Annotated in this window: 35 protein-coding genes; 20 read left to right on the top strand and 15 right to left on the bottom strand. The window is 38.5% G+C overall.

Annotation, left to right across the window (positions count from 1 at the left end; all coding sequences use genetic code 11):
- The first annotated feature begins 52 nt into the window (after nt 1-52).
- Complete coding sequence (locus ACWPWK_RS02485; protein ID WP_109373639.1) at nt 53-2296, top strand: TonB-dependent receptor; 2244 nt, start codon at nt 53-55, stop codon at nt 2294-2296.
- 105 nt (nt 2297-2401) lie between these two features.
- Here ACWPWK_RS02485 and xseA read toward each other — a convergent pair whose 3' ends face one another.
- The gene (xseA, locus tag ACWPWK_RS02480; protein ID WP_109373638.1) at nt 2402-3784 is read right to left on the bottom strand and encodes an exodeoxyribonuclease VII large subunit; all 1383 of its coding nucleotides are present in this window, start codon (nt 3782-3784) and stop codon (nt 2402-2404) included.
- 169 nt (nt 3785-3953) lie between these two features.
- Between xseA and guaB the strand changes: the two genes are divergently transcribed.
- The 3 genes from guaB (at nt 3954) to ACWPWK_RS02465 (ending at nt 8497) form a co-directional block, all read left to right on the top strand.
- The gene (gene guaB / locus ACWPWK_RS02475) at nt 3954-5420 is read left to right on the top strand and encodes an IMP dehydrogenase (RefSeq protein ID WP_109373637.1); all 1467 of its coding nucleotides are present in this window, start codon (nt 3954-3956) and stop codon (nt 5418-5420) included.
- Between the two features lie 84 nt (nt 5421-5504).
- The gene (gene guaA / locus ACWPWK_RS02470) at nt 5505-7082 is read left to right on the top strand and encodes a glutamine-hydrolyzing GMP synthase (RefSeq protein WP_100160335.1); all 1578 of its coding nucleotides are present in this window, start codon (nt 5505-5507) and stop codon (nt 7080-7082) included.
- 218 nt (nt 7083-7300) lie between these two features.
- Complete coding sequence (locus ACWPWK_RS02465; RefSeq protein WP_109373636.1) at nt 7301-8497, top strand: tyrosine-type recombinase/integrase; 1197 nt, start codon at nt 7301-7303, stop codon at nt 8495-8497.
- Nucleotides 8498-8683: 186 nt separating this feature from the next.
- Here the strand turns inward: ACWPWK_RS02465 and ACWPWK_RS02460 are convergent, their stop codons facing one another.
- The 14 genes from ACWPWK_RS02460 to ACWPWK_RS02395 all read right to left on the bottom strand — a co-directional run bounded on the left by ACWPWK_RS02460 (nt 8684) and on the right by ACWPWK_RS02395 (nt 16998).
- Entirely contained in the window at nt 8684-8881 is a 198-nt protein-coding gene (locus ACWPWK_RS02460) for a hypothetical protein (RefSeq protein ID WP_036936127.1), read from the bottom strand.
- A 2-nt stretch (nt 8882-8883) separates the two neighbouring features.
- Nucleotides 8884-9525, bottom strand: coding sequence for an MT-A70 family methyltransferase (locus tag ACWPWK_RS02455; protein WP_109373634.1), 642 nt, complete (start codon nt 9523-9525; stop codon nt 8884-8886).
- Nucleotides 9500-9889 (bottom strand): phage protein NinX family protein, encoded by a 390-nt coding sequence (locus ACWPWK_RS02450; RefSeq protein WP_109373633.1) that lies wholly within the window; start codon nt 9887-9889, stop codon nt 9500-9502. The genes ACWPWK_RS02455 and ACWPWK_RS02450 overlap by 26 nt, the downstream gene beginning before the upstream one ends.
- Complete coding sequence (locus tag ACWPWK_RS02445) at nt 9882-10112, bottom strand: hypothetical protein (protein WP_109373632.1); 231 nt, start codon at nt 10110-10112, stop codon at nt 9882-9884. Before ACWPWK_RS02445 ends, ACWPWK_RS02450 begins: the two co-directional genes overlap by 8 nt.
- A 164-nt stretch (nt 10113-10276) precedes the next feature.
- On the bottom strand, nt 10277-10672 hold the full coding sequence (locus tag ACWPWK_RS02440; protein WP_454208268.1) for a hypothetical protein: 396 nt from the start codon (nt 10670-10672) through the stop codon (nt 10277-10279).
- Nucleotides 10669-11043: a hypothetical protein gene (locus tag ACWPWK_RS02435; RefSeq protein ID WP_454208266.1), complete on the bottom strand. Its 375-nt coding sequence runs from the start codon at nt 11041-11043 to the stop codon at nt 10669-10671. Before ACWPWK_RS02435 ends, ACWPWK_RS02440 begins: the two co-directional genes overlap by 4 nt.
- A 69-nt stretch (nt 11044-11112) precedes the next feature.
- On the bottom strand, nt 11113-11370 hold the full coding sequence (locus ACWPWK_RS02430; RefSeq protein ID WP_109373630.1) for a helix-turn-helix transcriptional regulator: 258 nt from the start codon (nt 11368-11370) through the stop codon (nt 11113-11115).
- Nucleotides 11371-11372: 2 nt separating this feature from the next.
- Entirely contained in the window at nt 11373-12455 is a 1083-nt protein-coding gene (locus ACWPWK_RS02425; RefSeq protein ID WP_109373629.1) for a RecT family recombinase, read from the bottom strand.
- 45 nt (nt 12456-12500) lie between these two features.
- Entirely contained in the window at nt 12501-14225 is a 1725-nt protein-coding gene (locus ACWPWK_RS02420; RefSeq protein WP_109373628.1) for a PD-(D/E)XK nuclease-like domain-containing protein, read from the bottom strand.
- Nucleotides 14212-14373, bottom strand: coding sequence for a hypothetical protein (locus tag ACWPWK_RS02415; protein WP_004243375.1), 162 nt, complete (start codon nt 14371-14373; stop codon nt 14212-14214). The genes ACWPWK_RS02420 and ACWPWK_RS02415 overlap by 14 nt, the downstream gene beginning before the upstream one ends.
- Before the next feature lie 220 nt (nt 14374-14593).
- The gene (locus tag ACWPWK_RS02410) at nt 14594-15316 is read right to left on the bottom strand and encodes an ORF6N domain-containing protein (protein WP_109373627.1); all 723 of its coding nucleotides are present in this window, start codon (nt 15314-15316) and stop codon (nt 14594-14596) included.
- A 22-nt stretch (nt 15317-15338) separates the two neighbouring features.
- Nucleotides 15339-15449, bottom strand: a complete 111-nt coding sequence (locus ACWPWK_RS02405; RefSeq protein WP_109373626.1) for an ash family protein — start codon at nt 15447-15449, stop codon at nt 15339-15341.
- A gap of 239 nt (nt 15450-15688) precedes the next feature.
- Nucleotides 15689-16213 (bottom strand): hypothetical protein, encoded by a 525-nt coding sequence (locus ACWPWK_RS02400; RefSeq protein WP_109373625.1) that lies wholly within the window; start codon nt 16211-16213, stop codon nt 15689-15691.
- A gap of 164 nt (nt 16214-16377) precedes the next feature.
- Nucleotides 16378-16998, bottom strand: coding sequence for a helix-turn-helix domain-containing protein (locus ACWPWK_RS02395; RefSeq protein WP_109373624.1), 621 nt, complete (start codon nt 16996-16998; stop codon nt 16378-16380).
- 132 nt (nt 16999-17130) lie between these two features.
- Here ACWPWK_RS02395 and ACWPWK_RS02390 point away from each other — a divergent pair, with 132 nt between their 5' ends.
- The 16 genes from ACWPWK_RS02390 (at nt 17131) to ACWPWK_RS02315 (ending at nt 26933) form a co-directional block, all read left to right on the top strand.
- Nucleotides 17131-17352 (top strand): hypothetical protein, encoded by a 222-nt coding sequence (locus ACWPWK_RS02390; protein WP_244185069.1) that lies wholly within the window; start codon nt 17131-17133, stop codon nt 17350-17352.
- Nucleotides 17353-17494: 142 nt separating this feature from the next.
- The gene (locus ACWPWK_RS02385; RefSeq protein WP_109373622.1) at nt 17495-17698 is read left to right on the top strand and encodes a hypothetical protein; all 204 of its coding nucleotides are present in this window, start codon (nt 17495-17497) and stop codon (nt 17696-17698) included.
- A complete protein-coding gene (locus ACWPWK_RS02380) occupies nt 17695-17886 on the top strand; it encodes a hypothetical protein (protein ID WP_109373621.1) in 192 nt (63 codons plus the stop codon). Before ACWPWK_RS02385 ends, ACWPWK_RS02380 begins: the two co-directional genes overlap by 4 nt.
- 180 nt (nt 17887-18066) lie before the next feature.
- Nucleotides 18067-18915: a DnaT-like ssDNA-binding domain-containing protein gene (locus ACWPWK_RS02375; protein WP_244185068.1), complete on the top strand. Its 849-nt coding sequence runs from the start codon at nt 18067-18069 to the stop codon at nt 18913-18915.
- Complete coding sequence (locus tag ACWPWK_RS02370; protein ID WP_109373619.1) at nt 18884-19366, top strand: replication protein P; 483 nt, start codon at nt 18884-18886, stop codon at nt 19364-19366. Before ACWPWK_RS02375 ends, ACWPWK_RS02370 begins: the two co-directional genes overlap by 32 nt.
- A gap of 222 nt (nt 19367-19588) precedes the next feature.
- On the top strand, nt 19589-20002 hold the full coding sequence (locus ACWPWK_RS02365) for a hypothetical protein (protein ID WP_109373618.1): 414 nt from the start codon (nt 19589-19591) through the stop codon (nt 20000-20002).
- Nucleotides 19999-20394, top strand: a complete 396-nt coding sequence (locus tag ACWPWK_RS02360; protein ID WP_109373617.1) for a RusA family crossover junction endodeoxyribonuclease — start codon at nt 19999-20001, stop codon at nt 20392-20394. Before ACWPWK_RS02365 ends, ACWPWK_RS02360 begins: the two co-directional genes overlap by 4 nt.
- A gap of 120 nt (nt 20395-20514) precedes the next feature.
- Entirely contained in the window at nt 20515-20694 is a 180-nt protein-coding gene (locus ACWPWK_RS02355; protein WP_004250871.1) for a hypothetical protein, read from the top strand.
- 63 nt (nt 20695-20757) lie between these two features.
- Complete coding sequence (locus ACWPWK_RS02350) at nt 20758-21099, top strand: hypothetical protein (protein WP_109373615.1); 342 nt, start codon at nt 20758-20760, stop codon at nt 21097-21099.
- Nucleotides 21100-21126: 27 nt separating this feature from the next.
- Complete coding sequence (locus ACWPWK_RS02345; protein WP_109373614.1) at nt 21127-21732, top strand: hypothetical protein; 606 nt, start codon at nt 21127-21129, stop codon at nt 21730-21732.
- Between the two features lie 58 nt (nt 21733-21790).
- Nucleotides 21791-22360: a terminase small subunit gene (locus tag ACWPWK_RS02340; RefSeq protein ID WP_036900160.1), complete on the top strand. Its 570-nt coding sequence runs from the start codon at nt 21791-21793 to the stop codon at nt 22358-22360.
- Nucleotides 22360-23844: a terminase gene (locus tag ACWPWK_RS02335; protein WP_109373613.1), complete on the top strand. Its 1485-nt coding sequence runs from the start codon at nt 22360-22362 to the stop codon at nt 23842-23844. The genes ACWPWK_RS02340 and ACWPWK_RS02335 overlap by 1 nt, the downstream gene beginning before the upstream one ends.
- A 184-nt stretch (nt 23845-24028) precedes the next feature.
- On the top strand, nt 24029-24241 hold the full coding sequence (locus ACWPWK_RS02330) for a hypothetical protein (RefSeq protein ID WP_004243356.1): 213 nt from the start codon (nt 24029-24031) through the stop codon (nt 24239-24241).
- Between the two features lie 9 nt (nt 24242-24250).
- A complete protein-coding gene (locus ACWPWK_RS02325; protein ID WP_109373612.1) occupies nt 24251-25915 on the top strand; it encodes a portal protein in 1665 nt (554 codons plus the stop codon).
- Nucleotides 25912-26226 (top strand): Bbp19 family protein, encoded by a 315-nt coding sequence (locus ACWPWK_RS02320; protein ID WP_071425339.1) that lies wholly within the window; start codon nt 25912-25914, stop codon nt 26224-26226. The genes ACWPWK_RS02325 and ACWPWK_RS02320 overlap by 4 nt, the downstream gene beginning before the upstream one ends.
- Before the next feature lie 29 nt (nt 26227-26255).
- Nucleotides 26256-26933, top strand: coding sequence for a peptidase (locus ACWPWK_RS02315; RefSeq protein ID WP_109373672.1), 678 nt, complete (start codon nt 26256-26258; stop codon nt 26931-26933).
- Nucleotides 26934-26937 lie beyond the last annotated feature (4 nt).

Below are 26937 nucleotides of genomic sequence, written 5' to 3'. Positions count from 1 at the left end.
TTATATAAAGCAACGTGAGCCTATTTAAATAAAAATAAAGAATAGGTTTATTATGAAATTTACAAGGAAAATACTTAGCACTCTTATTTTATTTTCGGGTGTTAATCATCTTGCCATCGCATCTGAAACAGATAAAGCGATTCAATTTAGTAGCTTAAAAGTTTCATCAGCACAAAAAGAAACGCCTGAACAAAAAGCATTGGGAAAACCAGGTGCTTATAGCTCTATTGGTGAAATTAATAATCTTGAATCTGTTGAACAAACATTACGTTCAACGCCGGGAACATATACTCAAATGGATGTGAGTCAGCCGGGCATTGGTGTTAATATTCGCGGATTAAGTGGTTTTGGTCGCGTTAATATGATGGTTGATGGTGTCACTCAAACTATGTATAGCACATCACCTAGCCAATATGCGCATGGCGCGCAACCTTACAACCAATTTAATAGCATGATCGATCCGAATTTTATTATTCAAATCGATATTTCTCGTGGTCAACAAGACGGTGAAAATAGTATTAATGCCCTAGCAGGAAGTGCTAATTTTAAAACTATTGGTGTAGAAGATATTTTATTTCAAGGACACACTTGGGGTGTCAGAAGTAAAGCTGCTGGTGGCACAAATGGATTAGGTTATAACGGTATGGTTGCTGTTGCTGGGCAACGTTCATTATTTAATGATGATGGTAGCATTGGTGCAATGCTTGCATTAAGTGGGCATAAAATAGAATCGTCTTATAAAAATGGCGCGGGATTTAATAGTGAAGAATTTTCGACAAGCAAAGAATTCAATCAACGACCGCATTCAGAACTGACTAAAATTAATATTAAACCTAACGACTCTCATGAATTAGAATTAAGTGGTCGTTTTTATAACAATGATTTTAATCGACGAAAAATTGATGCAAAAGATTATTATGCGAAATATCGCTATACACCGCTAAACGATCTATTTGATAGCGAAATTTTGCTTAGCCACAGCCAAGCATCACAAAAATTTGCAGGTGATTCTCTTGTTAGTTTACGTGAAGCAAATGCAAAAAATATATCTGATTCACTAGTCGCTAAAAATACCAGCCGCTTTAATTACGATGAATTGGATATGGCATTAACACTGGGCACAAAATTAATGTCAACAGAATACAAACGCAGTGTTATTGCACCTTCTACTGATCCGTGGCAATCACAAAATATGGTTGAATATAATACGTTTGCACCGCAAGGAAAAAACGATTTAACCAGCTTCTTTTCACAAATGAAATTTGAATACGATATTTATACTCTCGACCTTAATTTAAATTATGTCGATTATCATATTAAAGGACGAAAACCCGCTTGTGATCCACGAGCCGCATGTTTCCCCGAAGGTGAAATGAACCTCAGTCGCCATGATAGAAATTGGGACCCAGGCATGTTGTTTTCTGCCGAAATTATTCCTGAATTTCAGCCTTTTGTAAGCTATGCACACACCATGAGGGCACCGACATCACAAGAGATCTTTTTTGCCAATGAAGGCGGTGCTTCAATGAACCCATTTTTAAAAAGCGAAAAGGCAGATACCGTGCAAATTGGTTTTAATAGCTATCACCCAGATTTAATGATGGAAGGCGATAGTTTACGATTTAAAGGATTGTGGTATCACACAAAAATCAAAGATTACATTTCCAGTGATTCTTATTTGGTATGTAAAGGTGGGGTGCGTTGTAAAAATGACGGTTCTTTAACTGGCGAGGATTACGCGGGGATAGAATACGATGGGAATATTTTCTTGTACACCAATAGCCTTGATCCTGTGACTTTACGTGGTTATGAGCTACAAGCAAATTATGATGCAGGAGTGTTTTATACTAACCTCTCATACAGTGACCAACGAACTTCACAGCCGACTTCGATTGCCAGTACAGACTTTGGGCAAACGCCCGCTTCTGAATTACCTAAATATTATGCCACTATTGATACAGGTGTTCGCTTCTTTGATGACCAGTCATTAGAACTAGGCACTGTGATCCAAATAACGGGAAAAGCACGTAAATCCTCACCAGAAGGGGTAGATTACGATACAGGTAAAGTGCCAATGGTGCAGCAAGATGATATCCCAACGGTTGTCGATGTTTATAGTAATTACAGAATTAATAAAAACATTTCTTTAAAATTTGCCGTGCATAATTTAATGAATAAAAATTATTCTAATGCGCTTGATAGAAGTAATTCAGCGCCGATTATGCAAGATCCGAGTGCAAATACACAAACTGCCCGTGGCAGAAGTTATCTTTTTGCAGGAGAAGTACGTTTTTAATGTAACGTAGTGATTATCTTAAAGTATAAATAATAAAAAACGGCATCAAAGGAAGATTGGTGCCGTTTTTTTGTATCACTGTTTCATTAAACAATAATATTTAAGTTAATCGTCACTTTTAGGTGCTGCTTTACGTTTAGCTCTTATCTTTTGTGTTTTAATCACTTCACTGGTGATCCAACCATCTTCAACGCGTGTTTTCAACGGATCACCCACTTTCACTTGTTTGGTATTTTTTAGCACTTCTCCAGACTCTGTTTCGCTAATACTGTAACCACGAGAAAGTGTTGCGAGAGGACTCACACTTTCCAATCGTGAACAGCTAATAGCGAATTGTTCACGTTGACGAGATAACTGTAGTGAAATACTTTCTCTCATACGGTAAATCAACTGCTGTTGTTGGCGAAGTAATGCTTGGATTTTTGAACTAGGTTCTTGGTAATTAAGGCGTTTTTTTAGTTGTGTTTGTTGATGTTGTTTGGTTTGCAATAGTCGCTGAAAACTAGTCACTAAACGCTGTTGTGTGGAAGCTAATACATTTTGCTGACGAGCAAGACGTAAATGAGGATGCTGTTGCTGCAAACGATGATGAAGCTGTGTTATTGCGCGTAATTTTTTTGCTAAATAGTAATCCATCGCCATTTCAAGGCGTTGTTGTTGCGATTGTAATTGGCGCAATAACTCAAGTTTGTTACGACTAATAAGCTCTGCCGCAGCAGAAGGGGTTGGTGCTCTAAGGTCGGCAATAAAATCAGCAATGGTCACATCGGTTTCATGACCAACAGCACTTACAATCGGAATTTCACTGGCAAAAATAGCACGAGCAACGCGTTCATCATTAAATGCCCAGAGATCTTCTAACGAACCGCCACCACGACCAACAATTAAAACATCACACTCTTTACGGCGGTTAGCAAGTTCGATGGCATGAACAATTTGCATAGGTGCTTCAGCACCTTGAACAGCGGTTGGGTAGATAAGCACTGGCAAAGAAGGATCACGACGACGAAGAATATTTAAGATGTCGTGTAGTGCTGCTCCTGTTGATGAAGTGATAACACCAATCTGTTTAGCGGGAGATGGCAGGGGTTTTTTATAAATTGCATCAAATAACCCTTCTGCACTGAGTTTTTGTTTTAATAGCTCAAATTGTTGTTGTAAGAGTCCGTCACCAGCAGGTTGCATACTCTCAACAATCAATTGGTAATCGCCTCGTGGCTCATACAATGTAATGGTTGCGCGAACTAAAACCTGCTGACCATGCTGAGGGCGAAAAGTAACTTTAGTATTTTGCCCACGGAACATCGCTGCTCTAATTTGGGCATTAGTATCCTTTAACGTAAAATACCAGTGACCAGAAGAGGGTTGAGTAAAATTGGAAATTTCAGCACTGATCCAAATGCGACCCATTTCCATTTCTAATAACTGGCGAACGGTCTTATTTAGACGGCTAACAGTAAAAATATTATTGTTTATCGGTAGTGTCATGTGAGCCAGATCAAATTTTAAAACAAAGACTTAATTGATTGATACTACCTAAGTTAGTGGCAGGATCAATAAAAATTTTGAAAAAAAGCTAGAAGCAACCGATTTCGGTGTGTATAATTCCGCGGCAATATTTTCTATTTCCTAAAAGCCGCCTTGGTGAGATATTGCTATGTTACGAATTAAAAAAGAAGCACTTACATTTGATGATGTTTTGTTAGTTCCTGCACACTCCACTGTTCTTCCTAATACTGCCGACTTGTCTACTCAACTGACTGAAACAATCCGCCTAAATGTTCCTATGCTTTCTGCTGCAATGGATACTGTGACTGAAGCGCCTTTAGCTATCGCATTAGCTCAAGAAGGTGGAATTGGTTTTATCCACAAAAACATGTCTATCGAACGCCAAGCTGAAGAAGTTCGTCGTGTGAAAAAACATGAAAGTGGTGTTGTCACTGATCCTATCACCGTAACACCAGAAACTTCTTTACGTGAAGTTCAAGCAATGACTGAACGCAATGGCTTTGCGGGTTACCCAGTTGTGACTAATGACAACGAATTAGTGGGTATTATTACGGGTCGTGATGTTCGTTTTGTTACTGATTTAGACCAACCAGTTACAGCGGTAATGACACCAAAAGAGCGCTTAGTGACAGTACAAGAAGGCGAAGCACGAGATGTTGTCATGCAAAGAATGCATGAAAAACGTGTAGAGAAAGCCTTAGTGGTTGATAACAACTTCCACCTGAAAGGTATGATCACTGTAAAAGACTTCAAAAAAGCAGAACGTAAACCAAACGCATGTAAAGATGAACACGGTCGTTTACGTGTAGGTGCTGCTGTTGGTGCAGGTGCAGGTAACGAAGAGCGTGTAGCAGCATTAGTTGCCGCTGGCGTTGACGTTTTACTTATTGACTCTTCTCACGGTCACTCTGAAGGCGTATTACAGCGCATTCGTGATACTCGTGCATTGTATCCAAATCTCCCTATCATTGGTGGCAACGTTGCAACCGCAGAAGGTGCTTTAGCACTGGCAGATGCAGGTGTAAGTGCGGTTAAAGTTGGTATTGGTCCTGGTTCAATTTGTACAACACGTATCGTAACTGGTGTTGGTGTACCACAAATTACCGCTATTGCAGATGCAGTTGAAGCACTGAAAGATCGTAACATTCCTGTTATTGCAGATGGTGGTATTCGTTTCTCTGGCGATATTGCAAAAGCATTAGCAGCAGGTGCAGCTTGCGTGATGGTTGGTTCAATGTTTGCAGGTACTGAAGAATCTCCGGGCGAAATCGAACTATTCCAAGGCCGTTCTTATAAATCCTATCGTGGCATGGGCTCATTAGGTGCGATGTCTAAAGGTTCATCAGATCGTTACTTCCAAACTGACAATGCAGCAGACAAATTAGTACCAGAAGGTATCGAAGGTCGTGTTGCTTATAAAGGTTTATTAAAAACTATCGTTCACCAACAAATGGGTGGTTTACGCTCATGCATGGGCTTAACAGGCTGCGCAACAATTAAAGAATTGAATACTAAAGCTGAATTTGTTCGTATCAGTGGTGCCGGTATTCAAGAAAGCCATGTCCATGATGTGACCATCACGAAAGAATCACCTAACTATCGCTTAGGTATGTAATTTATTCCGAGAAAGGCTTGTTTTGATTATAAATTAGCAAGCCTTTCAACTTTATGACTTTATCTGTTTTGGAATTCACCACAAATGACAGCAAATATCCATAATCATCGCATTCTTATCCTTGATTTCGGTTCACAGTATACGCAGCTTATTGCTCGTCGTATCCGTGAAATCGGCGTTTATTGTGAACTCTGGGCATGGGATGTTACAGAAGAACAAATTCGTGAATTTAATCCTAATGGTATTATTCTGTCTGGTGGCCCTGAAAGTACTACTGAAGACAACAGCCCTCGTGCGCCAGAATATGTATTTAATGCAGGCGTTCCTGTATTAGGAATTTGTTATGGTATGCAAACGATGTCAATGCAATTAGGTGGTGACGTCGAAGTTTCTGGTGAGCGTGAATTTGGTTATTCACAAGTTGAAATTCGTGAAACTTGTGCTCTGTTCAATGATATTCAAGATTCAGTTAGCGAAGATGGCAAACCACTATTAGATGTGTGGATGAGCCACGGCGACAAAGTTACTGCTATTCCATCAGACTTTGTAACAGTAGCCAGCACTGAAACTTGCCCATTTGCTATTATGGCGAATGAAGAGAAACGTTTTTATGGTGTTCAATTCCATCCAGAAGTTACACACACCCATCAAGGCTTAGCGATTTTAAAACGTTTCGTTTTAGATATCTGTGGTTGTGATGCTCTGTGGACTTCTGCTGCAATTATTGAAGACACTGTTGCTCGTTTAAAAGAGCAAATTGGTGATGATCACGTTATTTTAGCATTATCAGGTGGTGTTGATTCTTCAGTGACTGCATTATTGTTAAACCGTGCGATTGGTAAACGTTTAACATGTGTATTTGTTGATAACGGCTTATTGCGTCTGAATGAAGCAGAACAAGTCATGGAAATGTTTAAAGGCAAATTTGACCTAAATATTATCCATGTTGAAGCAGAAGAACGTTTCTTAACTGCGTTGAAGGGCGAAAACGATCCTGAGAAAAAGCGTAAAATCATTGGTCACACATTCATTGAAATATTTGATGAAGAAGCGGTTAAACAGCCACAAGTTAAATGGTTAGCGCAAGGTACTATTTACCCAGATGTGATTGAATCTGCCGCATCTGCAACAGGTAAAGCTCATGTGATTAAATCACACCATAATGTGGGTGGTTTACCTGATGATATGAAACTGGGTTTAGTTGAGCCATTAAAAGAACTATTCAAAGATGAAGTTCGTAAAATTGGTCTAGAGTTAGGCTTACCTTACGACATGCTTTATCGTCATCCATTCCCGGGTCCTGGTTTAGGGGTTCGTGTATTAGGTGAAATCAAAAAAGAGTATTGTGATTTACTGCGTCGTGCTGATGCTATCTTTATTGAAGAATTGCATAAAGCTGACTTATATAACAAAGTAAGCCAAGCATTTACCGTGTTCTTACCTGTTCGTTCAGTGGGCGTTATGGGGGACGGTCGTAAATATGACTGGGTTGTTTCATTACGTGCAGTTGAAACTGTGGACTTTATGACAGCACATTGGGCACATTTACCATATGACTTCTTAGGTCGTGTTTCTAACCGCATTATCAATGAAGTTAGTGGTATCTCTCGTGTTGTTTATGATATCAGCGGTAAACCACCAGCAACAATCGAGTGGGAATAAAATACCGTTTATCAGTAATCGTTGATAAAGGTTAAAAAATCAATAGCCATCAGTATGTTACTGGTGGCTTTTTTGTTTTCTATGGTTGGTAATGGTTGACAAGAACCTAAAAAAATGACGGTATATAAGGCGGTATCAAAATATAAATTATAAAATAGAGACACTGATACCGTCATAAATTTGCTGTCATTTGACGGTATTAGCATTGAGGTTATAGCATGCTGACCGATACAAAACTAAGAAGTTTAAAGCCACAAGACAAGCTTTATAAAGTGTCTGATCGAGATGGTTTATACGTTGCAGTGACAAAAAGTGGTGTTATTTCATTTAGATATGATTATCGTTTTAATGGAAGGAGAGAAACGGTTACTTTTGGTCGATACAGTGCTGACGGTATCACGCTTGCAGAAGCAAGAGCAGAATTAATTGAAGCCAAAAGGATGCTAAACATAGGTATGTCGCCAGCTTCAAAGAAGCGTGACGGTATTGAAAGTAAAAAGAATGCGACGGTATTTAACGAATATGTTCGTAGATACTTGGGTGACGCTCAATATGCTGATTCTACAAGGGCAATGAAAGAGGCAATAATAGAAAGGGAAATCGAGCCTATATTAGGTAAATTGCAGCTTTATGAGATAACAACGCCACTCTTAAGATCGCTATGTGAAAAGATAAAAGATAGAGGTGGTCGGTCTACCGCACTTCAGGTACGTGAAATTGTTGGCTCTGTATTCACCTATGCAATTGACCGAGGCTGTGAAGTAACTAATCCAGCAAGTTCTATAAAGGCATCTTCAATAGCTACGTTCGTTGATCGTGAACGTGCAATGTCACCGAAAGAAATCGGTATCTTATTTCGTGAACTAGAAAACTATAGTTGTTATCCAACCTTAAAATTGGCCGTTAAGTTTGTATTGCTAACGCTAGTAAGAAAGTCTGAGTTTATTCACGCTACATGGGATGAAATAGACTTTAAAAATAGGCAATGGGTGATCCCTAAAGGGCGAATGAAGGGGAGAAAAGAGCATGTTATTTATCTCTCTGACCAAGCAATGGATATCTTAACCGGTATGAAAGTTTGTGCGATGGGAAGCAATTACTTAATGCCTGGTCGATATGATATTAAAAAGCCACTTTCTAATGCTGCATTGAATAACGTGATTGATGGCACCGTAAAGCGAATTAATAGTAAAGGAATTGAGTTTGATCCACTAACTGTTCACGATTTACGACGCACAGCCAGCACGCTATTGCATGAAGCAGGTTATAACTCAGATTGGATAGAGAAATGCTTAGCGCACGTTCAAAATGGCGTTAGAGCCGTTTACAACAAGGCTGAATATGCTGAACAGCGCAGGAAGATGTTACAAGAGTGGGCAGATATGGTTGATGAATGGATAAAAGAGAAAGATTAACGCTCTGTCATTCTTCACCAAGTGTTTTATAAGCAAGTAGTGACGATAGATAAAGTGTACCAACGATAAGCCAGATTGTTGAGTAAAACAGTCTGGCTATCACATCTTTTACATTATCATTTTCATATTTTGACTCTGAAAATAGATACCCTGCAACCCAGAGATACAAAGCAAGTAAAATAATCATTAGCCGTTTTTCCTTTTGTACTGAGCATGATCATCACCACACTCTTTAGAACAGTAAGCGCTGTTCTCTGTTACAGGCTCTTCACGACACCAGATACAAAACCCCGTTAAGCTTTTTGCTGGTGGTTCTCTGTTTGCTAATGCGGTGTTGATTTGTAGGGCTGTTAAATCATTAGCATCATCTGCGATATCAGGCATATTTATTCCTTACAAATAAAATGAGAGTTGATAAGTTCGATACTGTTGTTAGAGCATTGATCACCCCATGCATCCCAACCTTGTGACATGTCACGAGCAAATAGCTCAATGCGATTTACATCACCGTACAATTGTTCAAGACGGTTTTTTACTTCCCATGGTTTTTCGCTATGTTCACCTAAACAACTAAATACGATTTGTTTAACGCTAGCATTAATGCGCTGTAATCCATTGCCTCGAGTAGCGATTAAAACATCTTCACTATTGGCTCTGGTGTAGTTCCCCCCATTCATTTTTGTTTCAGCATCTAATAGTTCAAACAGGTCGTAATAATCAAATAACTCACTGTTTTGAATAGCCTTATCAATTCGTTGCCATGCCAAATGGTTAAACTTAACCCATGTAAAAGCTTTCATTGTGCGGACTTTAAATCCCCATGCTTCGGCTAATTTAATAGCCTCGAGTACAAAATTACCTGTATACCACATGGCAAGAACTGCGTTATCAGATGCAATAGAATGGATAGGGATATGGGTTAAATTGAAGAGGGAAGTTGTTGGATAATGATTTTTAGCAGCACCGTTTGAAACTTTATTTTTGTAATCCCACGGAGGATCACTATAGATAAGGTCGTATTTTTTCATTCTCCGTATCCTTCATCATTAAGAATAATTCCATAGCTGCGCGATATGGGCTATCGTTTATAACTTGCGCTTTTTCTATAAACTCAATACCAGATGGACAAGGAAGTATATTCCACTCTCCATATCTAGCGCACCAGAAATTGCCATCACCAGCAAGTAAGCTAATTTTATTCTCAATAATAATCGGTATTGCGTCAGTAGGGTTATTGCAAGGGTCGAAAAAACGATAACCAAACGAGCCATCAACAAGGAATTGGATAATATCCATTGTTTGCTTAATTACATCGTATTGCGTTTCAGGTAAAACAAATTGCGCTACTAATAAATTAATCTCGAAATCAGATAGTTCGGTGTATTTATTCATTATATAACCCTGTTTGCTTGGCTAATAATTCAACATCATTGTGGAATGCAGTTAATCGATTAATTAATTCAGTATTTGGATTGTCAGTATTTAATAATTCTTTCCATAATGCAGTGCATCGAACTTGAAATTTATTTCCTATATCCTCATTTCTAAGTCTTATCATTCCAACATCTTGAGCATCCCAATTAATACGATTAAGTAATTGCTTTCGTTTATTCATATCTCATCACCTCGCCACAAAAAATTTCAACATTCCTCACTGACATTAAATATTCAGCACGTTTATTGCATTCCGATTGCGTATATATATCTTCCGTTACAGGCACAGCAGAACCCTGTATTAGCATGAGTAATACAGGGTTATGATATTTAGTTTATTTATAATTAAGAGGATTCATATCTATTGGCGATATCTTTAAGAGTATCACCACTATTTATTATATTAAGATGAGAATGCGTATCATCTGTACCACTTCCTAAGAAGTACTGAGTAATAAAGGTCTTATCACAAATAGCCATATCTTTATCATTAATATTTTCTTTATTCTTATTCATGCGAACTGCCATGCTAAAAAAAGCATTCATTACATGACTAATGTTTATAAGTGCATTTAAACAAGAAAATATATCTTCATATAATACTTCGCTGATATCTGTTGAGCCTATCAATATTCCATTTAAAATTTTATCACTTCTTTTTTGTACTAATATTGTTGTAGTTTCTTCATTTTCATCTATAAAGTTTATACAGTAGCATGATGAAAATTCATAAATAATCACATACTCTTTTTTTTGTTATTTTTCAAATAATCTAAGATTGAAGAAAATTCATCATGAATATCAATTACCTTATCTAACTCTTGTTTATATAGTTTTTTTATTGACTTTTCTTTAATTTTTATTAACTTTTTGCTTTTAATATCAGACTCTTTTTTTTGTTTTGTGTAAACCCATATCGTTGCAAACACACCAAGTGAGGATATAATATTAAGTAATGATGATAGTGATATAGATCCTTCTTTTTCTGATATTACTTCATATATCATGAGCAAAGAAATAACTAAAAAAAACACATGAAATATAAATCCAGATCTTAGAATGAATATAACTAAATTCTCTATTTTTTTTGATGAAACGCACTCTTTGGACATAACTCCACCCTAATTAATTAAAGCAGAAATCATACTCACATCCATGTGATTATTCCACCCCACAATACCCTAGCAATTACTCACAAACTGCCCAGCTTCATTACGCTTACGTTCGGTGTAACACTTAGGTGTTTCTCTTGATTGAGAACGTTTTTTCAACCATTCATCAACTTCTTCAGCTTCCCAAGCAACACACCGCACCGACAAATACATACGCTTTGGAAAATCACCTTTCTTCTCTAAGGTGCGAATAGTTGAGCGAGAAAGTCCTGTTAGCTTTAAAACAGCAGGCATACGGATAGGGTTGGTAGGTAATTTAATATTCATATTTAAACTCCTTGCGGAGCTGTATCGCTCCGCTTTAAATAGGAACACTGGTATTCAGGGCGCATATCATTAAGTGTGATAGAGAAAGATTCGTATAACTCATCACCAAGTTTTCTTTTGCTTGATTTAAGTAGCTTGTCTACTTTTTCAAATGCTTCGGTAGCTTCAGGTGAGCCAGATTCAGGAAGTGAGTTAATAGAAGCTTCTAGAGCATTACGTGCATCAATGCGGTGGTATGCCTGTACTGCTTTATTTTTTAATTCAGTAAATAGGTTGATCCCCATTTCATTTTTTAAGTTCTCAATTTCTGCACGAATATTTTTAGCTTCTTCGACAGTTTGAACATCATCAATAGCTAATCTAAATGCGTCAGCATCGAACTTAGGTATAAACTCACCTTGAGTTTCTTTTACCGGTTCAGTATTGATTGGCTGTTGCTGAGTGGTGATTTCATCAATGCTTACACGTTCTTTCGGTGGGGTGATGTCTTTAATCGGACGATCTTCAAGTTCTTCTGGCGTATACACACCCAAAATAACTTCCGGACAATAAAGACGTGCCCAGTATTTTACAGCGAGATACGCGATTTGTTGCTTAGGCATTGTTTTCCAAAGTGGTGAGTTTCTCGTTTGTACATCAGCAAGGTAAACAGGCTCACCCCATGTAATTTCTTCTTCACCTCTTAAAATTGCACCGACTTCAATAAATAAACCCGATTCATCACGTTTATCTTTCATGCCTACAATCTTTTCCCAGTCGCCACCGTATTTGTAATGAAATCGACCTACAACAGCATTTGAACTGGTAATAACTGCATTTACTAATTGGGCTTCATAACCAAGCACACCATTGATGACATGTGTTTTTTGACCGACAACGAAAGGATCCATTCCCCAGCGTGCAGACTGCATTGTGATAGCAAGACAATCAGATGGTTTACCTTGCAGATGTCTTGGCACCGTTGCTGTACCTGATGCCATTAGCTCAGCAAATTTGACAATGCGGTCTAATGATTCAGGATTAAAAAGTAATGATGTGTTATTCATTACTGATTGGTTTCTTTCGAGAGTTGCTACTTCTGACATAATATTTACTCCAAGCGTGCGCCTGATTGTTCAAGCGCAGTTTTATTAAGCGACTTCGTTTTGCAGTTCTTCTAACTTTCTCTGCTCAAAGTCAGTGATACCGATAGTGAGAGTAGTGGTGATAGGCGCTGACCAATATCCTGTATCCATAGCTTCACGGATATCACGCAGTGTCTTTTTGTACTCTGCACGACCTAATTCAAGTAATTCAGGAGAGGCTTCAATGATAGCGACCCAGTGGTAATGCTCGTCTTTGTTAACGAATATCCAGAAGAACTGGTCAAGCATTGCCACATCACAATACATAGCTGCACTGATGTGATAATCGCGATTAATGATTTCTCTGCGGATCATGGCTTCAATGGCATCTTGTTTAAATCGACCAAGTGCTACTGATTTGAGGTCAAAACCTAATCGGTTATTTTCTGTTTGAATTTCGATATCAGGACGAACACGAATTTCAAGGCCAGTATCTTCATCAATACCGTAGTAACTCACTTCTGATACGCGGTTAGGGTGGTTTAATAAACTGGATGCTTCTTTGTGGTTCATAACTGCGTTACGCATGTTATTTGCCATTTCGTAGTCAACGGTTTGAACATGAATTTTTGAATCGTCACTAAGCCATTGGCTAATGATTTCATCTTCAAATACAGCATCAGGGTTCACTTCTTTAATAACCTGCATGAGGTCATCTTTTTTGACGGGTTTTCTAAGTGGCTCAGGTTTATTTGTTTCTGCCAAATATAATTCAGGATTGATGTGGTGGTATATCTGCTCAAGCAATGCATCTGTATTACCTGAGGTTTTCAATGGTGTTGGCAAAGTATCGTTATAGGCTTTGATACAGGCTTTCATTGCTGCACCAGTAAATTTCCCATCTTCAGGGATGGTTTTAAATTCATCGGGCAACTGCATGTATATCTGACCTAGCTCTTCGGCTTTTCCGCTGGTGGAAAGTTGCGGTGTCAGAGTGGCATTATGTTCTTCAATAATTGCTTTTAACTCATCTTGTGAGATCTTCTTAGGCAACTTATTGTTGTATTCGTCAATCCATGACTTCATTGTTTCCGTTGTTGTAAAGGCACCTTCTGGAATAATTGGCTTAACACTGAATTCAGCATCAAACTTTTCAGGTTCCATTGTTAACGTGTGGAATGCGCTACCTAAGTCGAAACAACTCTTATTTTCACGCTCAATAACTTTTGTTACATGGCGTAATTCGTAATACATCAAACTAATACGAGCATCTTTTAGCATTGAACTACTGATACCGTTTGAACTGTGATACACCTCGTTAGGAATATCGGGATAACGACCAGGTTCAAAATAAGCAGGTTGGTCATTTTCTTCCTTTGGATTATCTTCCGCTTCCTTGTATTGACCGTTTTGGTTATCTTTGTTGGCGTGAAAAATCACCTCTTCCTGAGGTGCTTCCTTTTTTTCTACCTCAATTGAGGTGGTTTTTGGATTTATTAATGAGTTAAAGTGATTAACTCTATGACGAACGCTACGCATATCAGGGTTATCAATAAATGACATAATAGCGTTAACAATTTGCTCCTCACTGAGTTCACTGCTGATATTAGGAGCCAATGAAAGTGCAAGTAGCGTGATATTAATAAAGTGGTCATATTGCTTAAACTCTTCTTTTTCAATATCACCATTGATATGAGCTGTTAGCGCATCTACTTGTTCGCTATCAGTAATATCTTGGTTAAGTAAAAGAGCTTTTGCAATCAACACATTCAAGTGCTTAGTGTCTGACATTTTGTTTACCTACTAATTGTTCTGTTTGTAATGCGAGCTTTCTTACATAAGCCCACTCAATACCGGCTTTAAAATTGTCAAATGACTGTGACTCATTTAAGCCAGATAAGGTAAATACATGCTTACCGTCTTTGATATAAAAGATCATGACTAATCACCAAATTGGTTATGTCTGAGCGCATTAAAAAATCAGTCTCTTTTATCCATATTGTTAAAGAGCTATTAACCTAATTGGTTAATCTTTGTTTTTAATCATAACCACAAATTAACCAATGTCAACCGATAAAAATAAATAATTTACCAAAATGGATATGAATTTGTGAGCAAGGTCAAAAAGGCACCAGAATGAACTGGTGCCTAAGAAGGCATTAGAATCCTTTTAATCGATGCTCAATATATTGACTATGTAACTGTATATCTTTGATAGTTTGAGTCATTTCTAATAGTGATTCACGAACCCAACGTAATGTTCTTTCTGCTTCATCAACGTTGTGACCGTCTTTTTTTAGGTAGGTGAGAAGATTGTATAAAACATCTTCCTTTTGATTGTGCATAAAATCATCAAGTAATTCGATACGATTTTTGCGAGTGCGAGGAAAGCTATATTCTTTGGCAACTTGTCCCGCAGGGATAAATTCACCCTCATGGATGGTGCGTTGCAGTTGATCGACAAGTGCTAGTAATTCTTCTGTTGATGCGTTGTTTGGTAATGAGTTACCGATACGAGTATTAGGTTTATGTTTAGTGAAATAGTTATCTTCTAAAATTTCGAATACATCCCATGCACGATCGGTATCTAACATTTTAGCATGGCGTGCAGCACCACGTTCTGTCCATAGAATTAAGCTACGAGCTTGCTTTGCAACAGACCAACAATTAGTGGGTCTGTTTTTAAAATCCTTTAAAATAGAACCTGTGAGTTTAAAGAAATGTTTACCAGCAATAAATCGCTGGTTATTTCTTGAGTAGTTCATTTGGATGTTTTTGGTATCTGTTTCATAAACATTAGCCAATAATTCAGTAGTAATAACTGGCATATTGTTATGAACAATGGAGGGTAAATTAGATGGAGAAATACTTAAACTTGTCATGGAGATCACCTTTGTAGTTAGGTTAATCACCACAGCTGAGACCAATCAGACTGGTGGTGAACTGTACGGAGTTGGTCTTACCGGCTACAAAGGGAACCGGCGCACCGTGAGGTGCCTCCGCACAGCCCACCATTGAATAGGTGTAGCTGTATTTCGCATACAAAAAAACCGCTTGCGCGGTGTATGCGCCTTCGTAGTTATCAGGAGACCAATCCCGACATCAGATTTTGCTGATGTATAATCACTATGGCGCATAAATAAGGGAATGTAAATTACCAAAATGGTTAACTTGTGTAAAATGTTATTTTTATTATTAACCGTTATTGAATCAAGTTGAGGAGTAGGTGATAACGGAATAAATCTTTAGAGGTACTAAACTTTTCTATCCTTGTCATCAGGGGAATCTAATAAGTCATTTGGTATGATTAATTCAGCTACAATATCTTTGCTTGATATTTTCTCAGATAATAAAATATTATCAATCCATGAGTCTACATCGGTATTTAATGCCACTAAATTTGCCATTGCATTGATATCATTATTATAAATATTTTCTACAATTTGCCCTGAATTATAAAAAATATTGATATCATTAGATAGTGATACGCAATTTTGGAGAATTAAAACTAATACAGTTGCATTTTTGTTGTTTTTTATTGCTTGAGCTGTGGCAATAACTGATACATGAGAAAAAGTTTCAGCCATAGAATAACCACTATTTAATGATAAAACGGAAACTGCCGCACCGTAAGGTGTTAACTCATACCCAGATTTTTCTAAATAGAAGTTGATGGTTTTTAATGTTTCTAGTTGATGGTTTTGTTTTTTTTGCAGTGTTCTTTTCCAAATTATTAAAGAAATTATTATTGCAGTAATAATTATTAGAAAAATTTTCATATAAAAACCTACTAAATTAAGTTAATTCATTGGTAATGATTGATATGTAATTATTCATTTTTTTATGAAGAAAGCCCAGAATATCTGGGCGTTAGTTGATCATCACTGCATTCAACACACCAAGTTTCCTGCGCAAATATTACTTTCTTAGTAATTGCTCAGAGCTATTTATCCGGTGACTCAAGGTCTTTTGGATGGTGTTTATTGATAATAAACTCAATAAAATTTTCAATTGCTGATTGTTCGCTTGCAGGTAATCTAGCATATAACTTTCTATCGTAATTGATATCGCTTTTGTTATTTTTAGGAATTAGTAGTTCGTATGCTTGGCGATCCATTGCTTTGGCTATTGCATCGATGCTCTCAGCAGTTGCACTGGCTTCACAATTGATAATGCGATTTACGGTTGATTGAGCTAACCCGGAATCAATGGCGAGTTTCACTCTTGATTTGATACCGTCTTTTAGCATGAATGTCGTAATATTATCTGAAATTATTTTTCCAATTTCTGTTGGAATATATTCTTCATTTTCTGACTCAACGTGGCCGATTTTTAGATGGTCTACATCCATCCAATATTTAGATATTTTTGTTACGTATTCAATTTTACGTGACATTGGGTCAGTTAGTTCACGGTGACTTTTTAAATCTTTTGGCGATAGGTAACGAGAGATCATGCTTGGTGCTACTCCAAGAGCATCAGCCAGTAATTTTTGCTTACCTTCGTAATAACGCTCAATAATATAAATCAGATTATCTTTTCTAATTTCAGCAATGCTTTTCATTTCCAAGTCCTTTGGTGTCTATTCTTTATACAAATTTGATTAAGTTATGGTGTATTAAATAGATAAATAACCCTTTTGGTAAAGTACCAAATTGATTATCATCATAATCAGGTTAATCAATTAGGTGAATGTATGAAAGTTTTCGACTTTAAAAAATTTTGGAATGGCTTAACGATTAAGCAAAGAGAAGCGTTCTCTCAAAGAACGGGATATAGCCAACTGTATCTATCACATCAGCTACGCTATGCAAAACGCAAGCCCTCATTAAGTAAACTCAATAAGTTATATGATGTTTGTGTTGAGTTCGGTGCAGATGCAACCAGAGAGCAATTAATCAATTTCTTTATTCGATAATAATTAAAAGGCTGTCTATTGATAAGGATCACTTCGGTGGTCCTTAATTTTTTATTGATAACCAATAAGTCTTTTTGGGTTGATCTATTTTGAAATAATAGATAATCTTACTGCATACATAACTGTATATAGAGGTGTTTGTATGAAGATTATTAGTAGAAAGGAAGCAGCAACTAAAGGGTTGTCACGTTTTTATACTGGTAAAGTATGTGTTCATGGTCATCTTTCTGAGCGATTTACAAGCAATGGTGTTTGTGTCGAATGTGCGGCTAAACATGCAGATAACTACCGTAAGCAAGTTAATAGCATTCTTAAACAGGCTAGAGAGATGGGAGTCCAAGCATGAAAGCTCATATAGATGACAATGCGACAATAATTATTGAGCCGGAAACACCTGAAGAGGTGGCTCTGTTGAAGTTATGGCATCAACTTAACTATTCAGAAAACACAACTTATTGCGAGTTGATTAATAACAGTTACCTTGCATCAATTGATATATCTGGAATAAGCAACATTGAGATATCGGATAGGTGATTTATGTCAACATATAGATGGCTTAGGCTCTGGCATGACATGCCAAATGATCCAAAATGGAGAACTATTTCAAGAGCTTCAAAGCAACCAATCGCTTTAGTGCAAGCTGTTTATATTCATCTTCTTGTTGATGCGTCACAAAATGTCACGAAATGTCACGACGTGTCACAAAGGGGTCACGTGACAGTCACGATTGAAGATTTAGCAAGTGCACTTGATGTCGATGATGAGCAAATTGAAGCTGTGTTAAATGCCATGCAGGGGCGTGTTTTAGATGGTTCAAAAATTACAGGTTGGGAGAGCCGTCAACCAAAAAAGGAAGATTTAGGAAATTCAGAAACAGGAGCAAAATCAGCAACTCAGAGAAAAAGAGAACAACGAGAAAGAGAAAAAAGGCTAAAAGAGGAAGAGCAAAAGAAAGGTGACTGTCACGATAATGTCACGGAATGTCACGAAGAGTCACAACAAGATAAAGATAAAGATAAAGATATTAAAGATCCTCTCTGTAACGCGCGCGAAGGAAATTTGCCTGATGTGGATAATGCAATTTTAAATGACAGAGTTCCTGCTGGTGGTTTTAGCGTTGACGGTAAATTTGTGATGTTTGATGAATGGGAACCTGATTGCGATTTTTTACGTAAATCTGCTTTTTGGGGGCATGTACTAACAGAGTCAGTTAAACCAACTGAACTTGCCGAGTTTATTACATACTGGAAAGCTGAAGGGAAAGCTAAACATCACGAACAATGGGAAATGGCATTGGCAAAAAGTATTAAATTCCAACGTACTAAAGCGAATAACAGCAATACTGGAGTAAATAATAATGGCAAATCAGAATTTAAATTCGATCCAAACAGTGGCAAATCAAGAGCCGTACAACTCGTGGAACATAAGATCAGAGAAAAACATGGGCAAGAGTATCTCGACTCTTTGGCTACAAATGACGGAGTTCTATGGGGAGAAATGGACAAACAAGAACGGGACGGAACCCTCATTGATGTGGAAACGAGCACTCAGCGGATTGAATAGCGATCAATTCGATTTGATATTTAAATTCTGCATTGAGCGTTGTAGCAATGGTAATCCGTGGCCACCAGAGTTATCTGATGTCATTTCAATGCTTTCTGACAAGCTGGTAGACACTAATGCTTTTGGAATTCCATTTGATGAAATGCTGAGAGATTTCAATAAATACCTAGCAAGACGATGCAATTACCATAGTGCTGAGATGTACCCATTTAGACATCCGGTACAGTATTGGATCTTCACTGACCTTAGGCAAAAGGTATATGACCTTAGGCTGACAGAAGCGGAGGTTGAGAAGCGTTTAAATAAAATGATCCGTATGTGGTCTGAGCGAGTACAACGAGGAGAGGTAATACCTAAACCCACGTTAAGACTTGAAGATAAAACCAGACCGAGACCTGCATGGATGGATTTATTAGAAAATGCTGATAAACGTAAACATAAATCGGCATAAGGTTTATTGGATATCAAAATCCTTAGCGTAATAAACACTGGTGAGTTTTATTTGTTGTAGGTATGCGATTGGGTGTTTGAGTAGTGAAAACAGCGTATAGACGATTTGAGAGTGTTTTAAGTGGGTATGAGTTTAATTAAAAACTCTGTTTTTTTATACTTGAAAACATAACCAAATTGGATATATTAACCATAATGATTAATCTATTAAGGGTTATCGTATATGAAATTTATGCAGGATTTAGTTGTTGAAATATTACATGACAAGAAAAAACCGTTATCAGTTAACGAAATAACCGAGATTGCCTCAGAGCTTGATGGTAAGAAAAATCGCTCAACAACCAATTATGCGTTGATCAAGTTGGTTGAATGTGCGGTTGTTGAGCGCAAAGCGGTAGTCGAGATTGGTTATGTATACACGCTAGCGCCTGATTACATGGAGCGTCTACGTGATTTAGATATCAAAAAAGAATCATCACTGATGACCAAGAAGCCAGCAAAACTTACGGATAAGCATGTTATCTGTCAGAAAGGCTCACTAACCTACGTCAAAAAGAGCTTACCACCGTTACAGCATGGAAAGATTGCTGATATTCATAACCGTATGAACGCAATGCTGGTGGCGGTACGCGCATGAAACAGCAAATTTATTATATCAATCCTGTACCAAAGCCACGTATGACACAACGTGACGCATGGAAGAAAAGACCCGTTGTCATTAAGTACCACGCTTTTTGTGACGAGATGAGAGCTAACTGTTTTACGTTACCAGAAAGCGGTGCTCACCTAACGTTTGTTATCCCTATGCCTAAATCATGGAGCAAGAAGAAATGCATTGAGATGAATGGTAAACCCCACCAGCAACGTCCTGATGTTGATAACCTGATTAAAGCTGTTATGGACGCCATCTTTGATGAAGATTGCAGGGTGTGGAATATCAGCGCGTCAAAGCTTTGGGGTGAGCAGGGAAAGATAGGGGTAACGTTACCTGAAAATACAGAAAATCATGAAATTATTACCATTCGTTAAGTTAGTGACTGAGTTAATTAATCGTTGAATGAGTTTGGGAAGAAATTATGAGCCAAGAAATTGATGCTATTAGGCTTATTCAACAAATCAAACAATCGTGACATGTCACGAGAGGTAAATATGAAGATTGGCGATAAAGCTAAAATTAAACGTTTAAATCCAAGCAATGGAATATCTAAGTTTAGTGTGGGCGATGTGCTTACAGTGGATATTATCAACGAAGAACCATACAAATATTTCTGTATTGATAATGTTGATTATGGTGAATGGTTCAGCGAATCGGAGATAGAGGCATGCTAAAAACTTACTTAATATTCGCCGTGTTCTGGTGCGTGTTCTCTGTAGCTGTGGGGATGCTATTCAATGGCTAAATCACCCTCTGAACGTAAGGCATTACAACGTAGACGCCAAAAGGAACTTGGCGTAACGAAGATTGAATTGCTGGTGGATAATCAAGAGCTGGAGATGTTAGGGCGTAATTGTGTTCTGCGTATGCCTGGTCGTGAACCGTATGATGTTGTTGAATACATACAGATGCTTATTCGTAAAGATGATGCTGAGTATAAACGACAAGCTGAGGAGCTATCTAAGCGCAAGTGTGAGCGTTGTGGTGAGCAGTTACCCGTTCAGCAATGCTGTTTATCTGGTGATGCTAAGTGTTGGGTAACAAAGGGCTGGCGTGAAATGATGTTGAAGGTAGAATAATGAAAAAATAAATTATTTGGAGTAATTATGAGTTTTCACGCTGTTGATTGGTTTACAGTTGGAGGTAGTCTGGCGTCAGCTACAGCTATTTTTGTAAGTTTATGGACATTTAAAAAACAGAAAAAATCTGAAGAAGCTATGCTTTTAGAACAAAAAAATAGAGAAATACAAGCATTAAAAAAAGTATTTATAAGAGAATGTGAATTAAATAATTATGCTATACACAGAATGAAAGAATATGGTTCATTACTTGAAGAAAAAGCAAATCGGTTTAGGGTCGAGGTTAGTAACTTTAGATATCGAGGTGTTTTCCTTGATGAGAATAACCAAAGAATCGTTACTGGGGGACTTATTCCAAAGGTTTACAATAAAACTTTTTATTCTAATTTATTGACGGCTGCAAAATTAGATGATGCTCTTTTTTTGAAGCTTGAGTTAGCTTGTGATGCAGTATCAGAATTAGAACATATGGTTACAAGTATGATAGAGTACTCATTAAATGAAAAAGAAAATTTTTTATTAGATGGACTTGGTTCTTATATCACAAGTCATATTGATTATGAATATGATAAATTAAATGAATTATATCAATATTGTAGCGGTGTAAAGCTGGAAAATACGCGTTTAAGGTAATTTAGTATTTAATGATTTGAAGTTTAAGTTTTCGATAGTCATAATAACCAAAGAGGTGATGATTATGACTATCAAAAGACCAAGAAAGAAACCTGCACGACAGCCAACGCCTATCAACGACAAGATGGAGCGTTTCTGTCAGGAATATATCAAATCCCCCGATAATCAAACTGATGCTGCAATCTCTGCTGGATATGCGTCTGGCAGTGCTTGCAAACGCGCATCACAGCTAATGGCTGATCCCCGTATTCAAGAACGTATCGCTCAACTTATGCAACAGCGCAATAAGCGAACAAAAATGAGTGCTGACAATGTACTCAGGCGTTTGGTTGATATGCTTGATGCAGATATTGCCGATATTCTCAATGAGAAAGGCGATATTAAACCAATATCTGAATGGTCACCTATTTGGCGTAAAAGTGTTGCTGCATTCGATATCATCGATATTGACGGTGATACACGTATTAAAAAAGTAAAGTTACTGGATAAAATTAAGGTGCTTGAACTGATTGGTAAGCATGTTGATATCAATGCCTTTAGAGACAGAGTACAGGTCGATGTAAATGTATCATTGGCTGATAAGTTGGCATCTGCTCGTAAACGTGCTCAGCAAGGGAGCGTTGAGTAATGTCAGAAGCTTTACAGAAGTCACCAGAAGAACAACTCATTGAAGATATCGCATCATTTACGCATGATCCATTAGGTTATGCGTATTACGCATTTCCATGGGGTGAAGCTGGTGGAGAGCTTGAAGAATACAATGGCCCTCGTCAGTGGCAAGCCGAAGCATTAAATGAAATCGGTGAACATCTGCGTAATCCAAAGACACGCCACCAGCCATTGTTACTTGCTCGTGCTTCTGGTCACGGTATCGGTAAATCTGCATTTATTTCAATGATCATCAAGTGGGGTATGGATACCTGCGAAGATTGTAAGGTAGTCGTCACTGCTAACACCGAAAATCAGCTACGCACTAAAACGTGGCCAGAAATAGCGAAGTGGCAACGCCTATCACTAACTAATAATTGGTTTACTTGCACTAAGACAGCTATCTACTCAAACGATCCTAATCATGCTAATGCTTGGCGTGCTGATGCGGTACCGTGGTCAGAGAACAATACGGAGGCATTCGCAGGGCTTCACAACAAAGGCAAGCGTATTATCCTCGTGTTTGATGAAGCGTCTAACATTGCCGATCTGGTATGGGAAGTGGCAGAAGGGGCGTTAACGGATGAAGGTACCGAAATCATTTGGATAGCATTTGGTAACCCAACCCGTAATACAGGGCGCTTTCGTGAGTGCTTTCGTAAGTTTAAACATCGTTGGAACACCAAGCAGATTGATAGCCGTACCGTTGAAGGTAGCAACAAAGAGCAGATTAAAAATTGGGAAGAGGACTACGGCGAAGATAGCGACTTCTTTAAAGTCCGTGTTCGTGGTGTGTTCCCGTCAGCATCAGAGTTGCAGTTTATCCCAACAGGTTTAACGGATGAAGCCATGAAGCGCATTGTCACACAGGCAGAAGTTGCTCATGCGCCCGTAATTATTGGTGTTGACCCTGCCTATTCTGGTATTGATGATGCGGTGATTTATCTACGCCAAGGTTTATTCAGTAAGTGCTTGTGGACGGGCTTTAAAACAACTGACGATGTTGTTATGGCAAAGCGTATTGCTGACTTTGAAGATCAATACAAGGCTGACGCTGTTCATATCGACTTTGGCTATGGTACTGGTATTCACTCCATTGGAACAAGTTGGGGTCGTGTATGGCGTTTAGTTAAGTTTGGTGGTGCATCAACAGATCCACAAATGCTAAACAAACGCGGTGAAATGTATAACAGCGGTAAGACGTGGTTAAAAATAGGCGGTGCGCTTGACGATCAAGAAACCGCAGATGATTTATCATGTGCTGAATACAAAGTTCGTGTTATTGATGGCAAGATTGTACTAGAAGATAAAACAGAAATTAAAAAACGTCTTGGTCGTTCACCGGGTAAAGGTGATGCACTAGCACTTACATTTGCCTATCCAGTCACCAAAATAGATAGAAATTACTCCTCACCTCATTCTGGCGTTAATGTTAGCAATTCAGATTACGATCCATTCGCATAAAAAAAGCCCTCTGGAGTAGAGGGCAAACAGTCCTAAGGTAAAGCACGCTGTCGTGGTAACAATACCGAGAAAAAATGCAGTGGCATTGCATAACCAAAATGGTAGTTATAATTTTCAATATTGTCAAATAACATGTATTATTAATTTAATATGCAATATTGGTTAATTATAAAGGTGTGTCGATATGTGCAATCCATTTGGCAATACTCCAAAAATTACAACTCCTCCTGCTGTTCAGGCAGCACCTCAAGAACAAGATGCGGCAGTAACGGGTAGTCGTGATGATGAAATGCGTCGTCGCCGTGCAGCCGCAGGTCGTAAGTCTACGTTACTAACAGGTGCGCAGGGTGCGACAAGTTCAGCATCCACCAGCGGTAAAACCTTACTTGGTCAATAAGGGGTGACTATGTCAACGCCATTGAAACAACAGCTACTGCAACAATTTAATCAGTTGGAAACAGAGCGTAGCTCATTTGAACCGCATTGGCGTGAATTGTCAGATTTCACTCGTCCTCGTAGTACGCGCTTTACTGCATCTGAGGTTAATCGAGGTGATCGCCGTAATAGTAAGATCATTGACCCTACAGCGTCTTTAGCTTCATCGGTGCTTTCAAGTGGCATGATGTCAGGCATTACAAGTCCTGCTCGTCCTTGGTTTCGTTTAGCGACACCTGATCCTGATTTAATGGATTATGGCCCTGTAAAACTTTGGCTAGAAACCACCGAACAGCGTATGAACGAAGTGTTCAATCGTTCTAATCTCTATCAGTCATTACCGTTGATGTATGGTGATTTAGGTACTTTCGGCACTGCTGCAATGGCGGTTGTTGAAGATAGCCAGCGTATTATCCGTACCGTTCATTTCCCTCTTGGCAGTTACTACATTGCGAATAGCCCAAGCCTGAGTGTTGATGTTTGCTATCGTAAATTTACGATGACCGTTCGCCAGTTGGTGATGGAGTTCGGGCTTGATAGCGTCAGCGATACTGTTAAATCAATGTGGAATTCAAGCCAGTACAGCCAATGGGTTGAAGTGGTTCATGCCGTATATCCAAACCTTGAACGACAAACAGGAAAGTTAGAGGCGAAGCATAAGCCTTTTAAATCCGTTTATCTTGAAGTGGCGGGTGATCACGAGAAAGTGTTACGTGGATCTGGCTATGATGAATTTCCTATCATGGCGCCACGTTGGGAAGTGAATGGTGAAGATGTTTACGGTTCATCTTGCCCTGGTATGGTGGCGTTAGGTGGTACTAAAGCACTTCAATTAATGCAAAAACGTAAAGCGCAGATGATTGATAAGCTGACTAATCCGCCTTTACAAGTACCTGCATCATTAAAAAACCAACGGGTAAATACAATACCCGGAGGCATTAACTATCTTGATGAGGCAAATCCTACTAATAAAATTCAAACGATTTTTGATGTTCAACCCGTAGCATTGAAAGCACTACTTGAAGATGTTCAAGATACCCGCCAACTAATTGATACCGCTTACTTTGTCGATTTATTCCGCATGATGCAAATGGTGAATACGCGCTCTATGCCGATTGAAGCCGTTGTTGAAATGCGTGAAGAGAAGCTATTGCAATTAGGGCCTGTTCTGCAACGCCTTGATTCTGAGTTACTCGACAAGTTGATTAATCGCACTTTCTCAATATTGGTAAACAAAAATTTACTACCTGTTGCGCCTGATGAAATGCAGGGAATGGATCTAAAGGTTGAGTACATTTCTGTAATGGCTCAGGCACAGAAAGCAATTGGCGTTGGTAGTATCGAACGCTTTGCTGGCTTTGTTGGCAATCTGGCAAGAGTTAAACCAGAAGCCCTCGATAAGCTCAATGCTGATGATGCTATTGATAATTATGCGTCTGCTATTGGTGTCTCTCCAACAATCGTTGCAACCAATGAGCAAGTACAAGCCATACGTCAACAACGACAAGCACAGCAACAACAAATGGCACAGATGCAAATGGCGCAGTCTGCTATTGATGGTGCTAAAACGCTCAGTGATACCAATCTTGATAATGATAGTGCCTTGTCCGCTATGGCGGGTGGAGGTGCTCAATGACACATCCATTCGATGCGTATGAAGACGAGAGAATTGCTCGCACTGAATACGATATTCAACAAAAAAATAGGCAAGAGAAAGAAGAACAACAGCTAAAAGAGGTTATGTCCACAGAAGCTGGGCGTGCTGTTATTTGGCGTTTGATTTCTGACTCTGGCGTATTTCGTAGCTCTTTTTCTAATGATCCCTATGCAATGGCATTTAGAGAGGGCGAGCGTAACTATGGGTTAAAAGTTTTCAATCAATTACACCAAGTTTGCCCTGAGCTTTATGCGCAAATGGCAAATGAAGCAGTTACACCAAGCGTTTAACCAAGATTTAAAGAATGGGAGAAACAGTCATGAACTTATGGCAGAAATTAATCATGCGTCGCTTGTATAACGAGCAACACGGCGAGGGAGGTGAAGGCGGTGGCGGTACAGCAACGGAACCTACTCAAGAAACATCAGCAACAGATAAAAATGAGCCACCAGCAAACAGTGATGATCCTACTAAAAGCACTGAAAAAGAGAATGGTGGAGAGCAAGGCAAGCCGGCTGATAAGAAAAATGATGCCAATAAATCAGATGTAGGTGCGCCTGAAAAGTATGAATTTAAAGCACCAGAAGAAGGGCAAGAACTTGACAAAGGTGCATTAGAAGTCTTTGAGCCGATTGCTCGTGAGCTGAATTTAAACAACGAACAAGCGCAAAAACTGGTTGATGTTTATGGCTCTAAAATCATGCCAGCGATTAATAAGCAACTTGCTGAAGGTTGGCAAAAACAAACAGAGCAATGGGCTGAAACTGTTAAAGCAGATAAAGAGCTTGGTTCCGCTGAATCTATCGGTGCGGCACAAAAAGCAATGGATAAGTTCGGTTCACCTGAACTGAAACAGTATTTAGAAGAATCAGGACTAGGTAACCATCCTGAGCTTATTCGTATCTTTGCCGGTGTTGGCAAAGCAATGTCAGAGGACGGTCTTGTCACTGGCAACAGTAACGGCAGTAAAAGTGCTGCTGATGTTTTATTTGGATAATAAA

Source organism: Proteus sp. Marseille-Q3619 (genome assembly GCF_965283115.1).
Note: the sequence above shows the minus strand (reverse complement) of the source record. Positions and strands in the feature narration are given on the sequence as shown.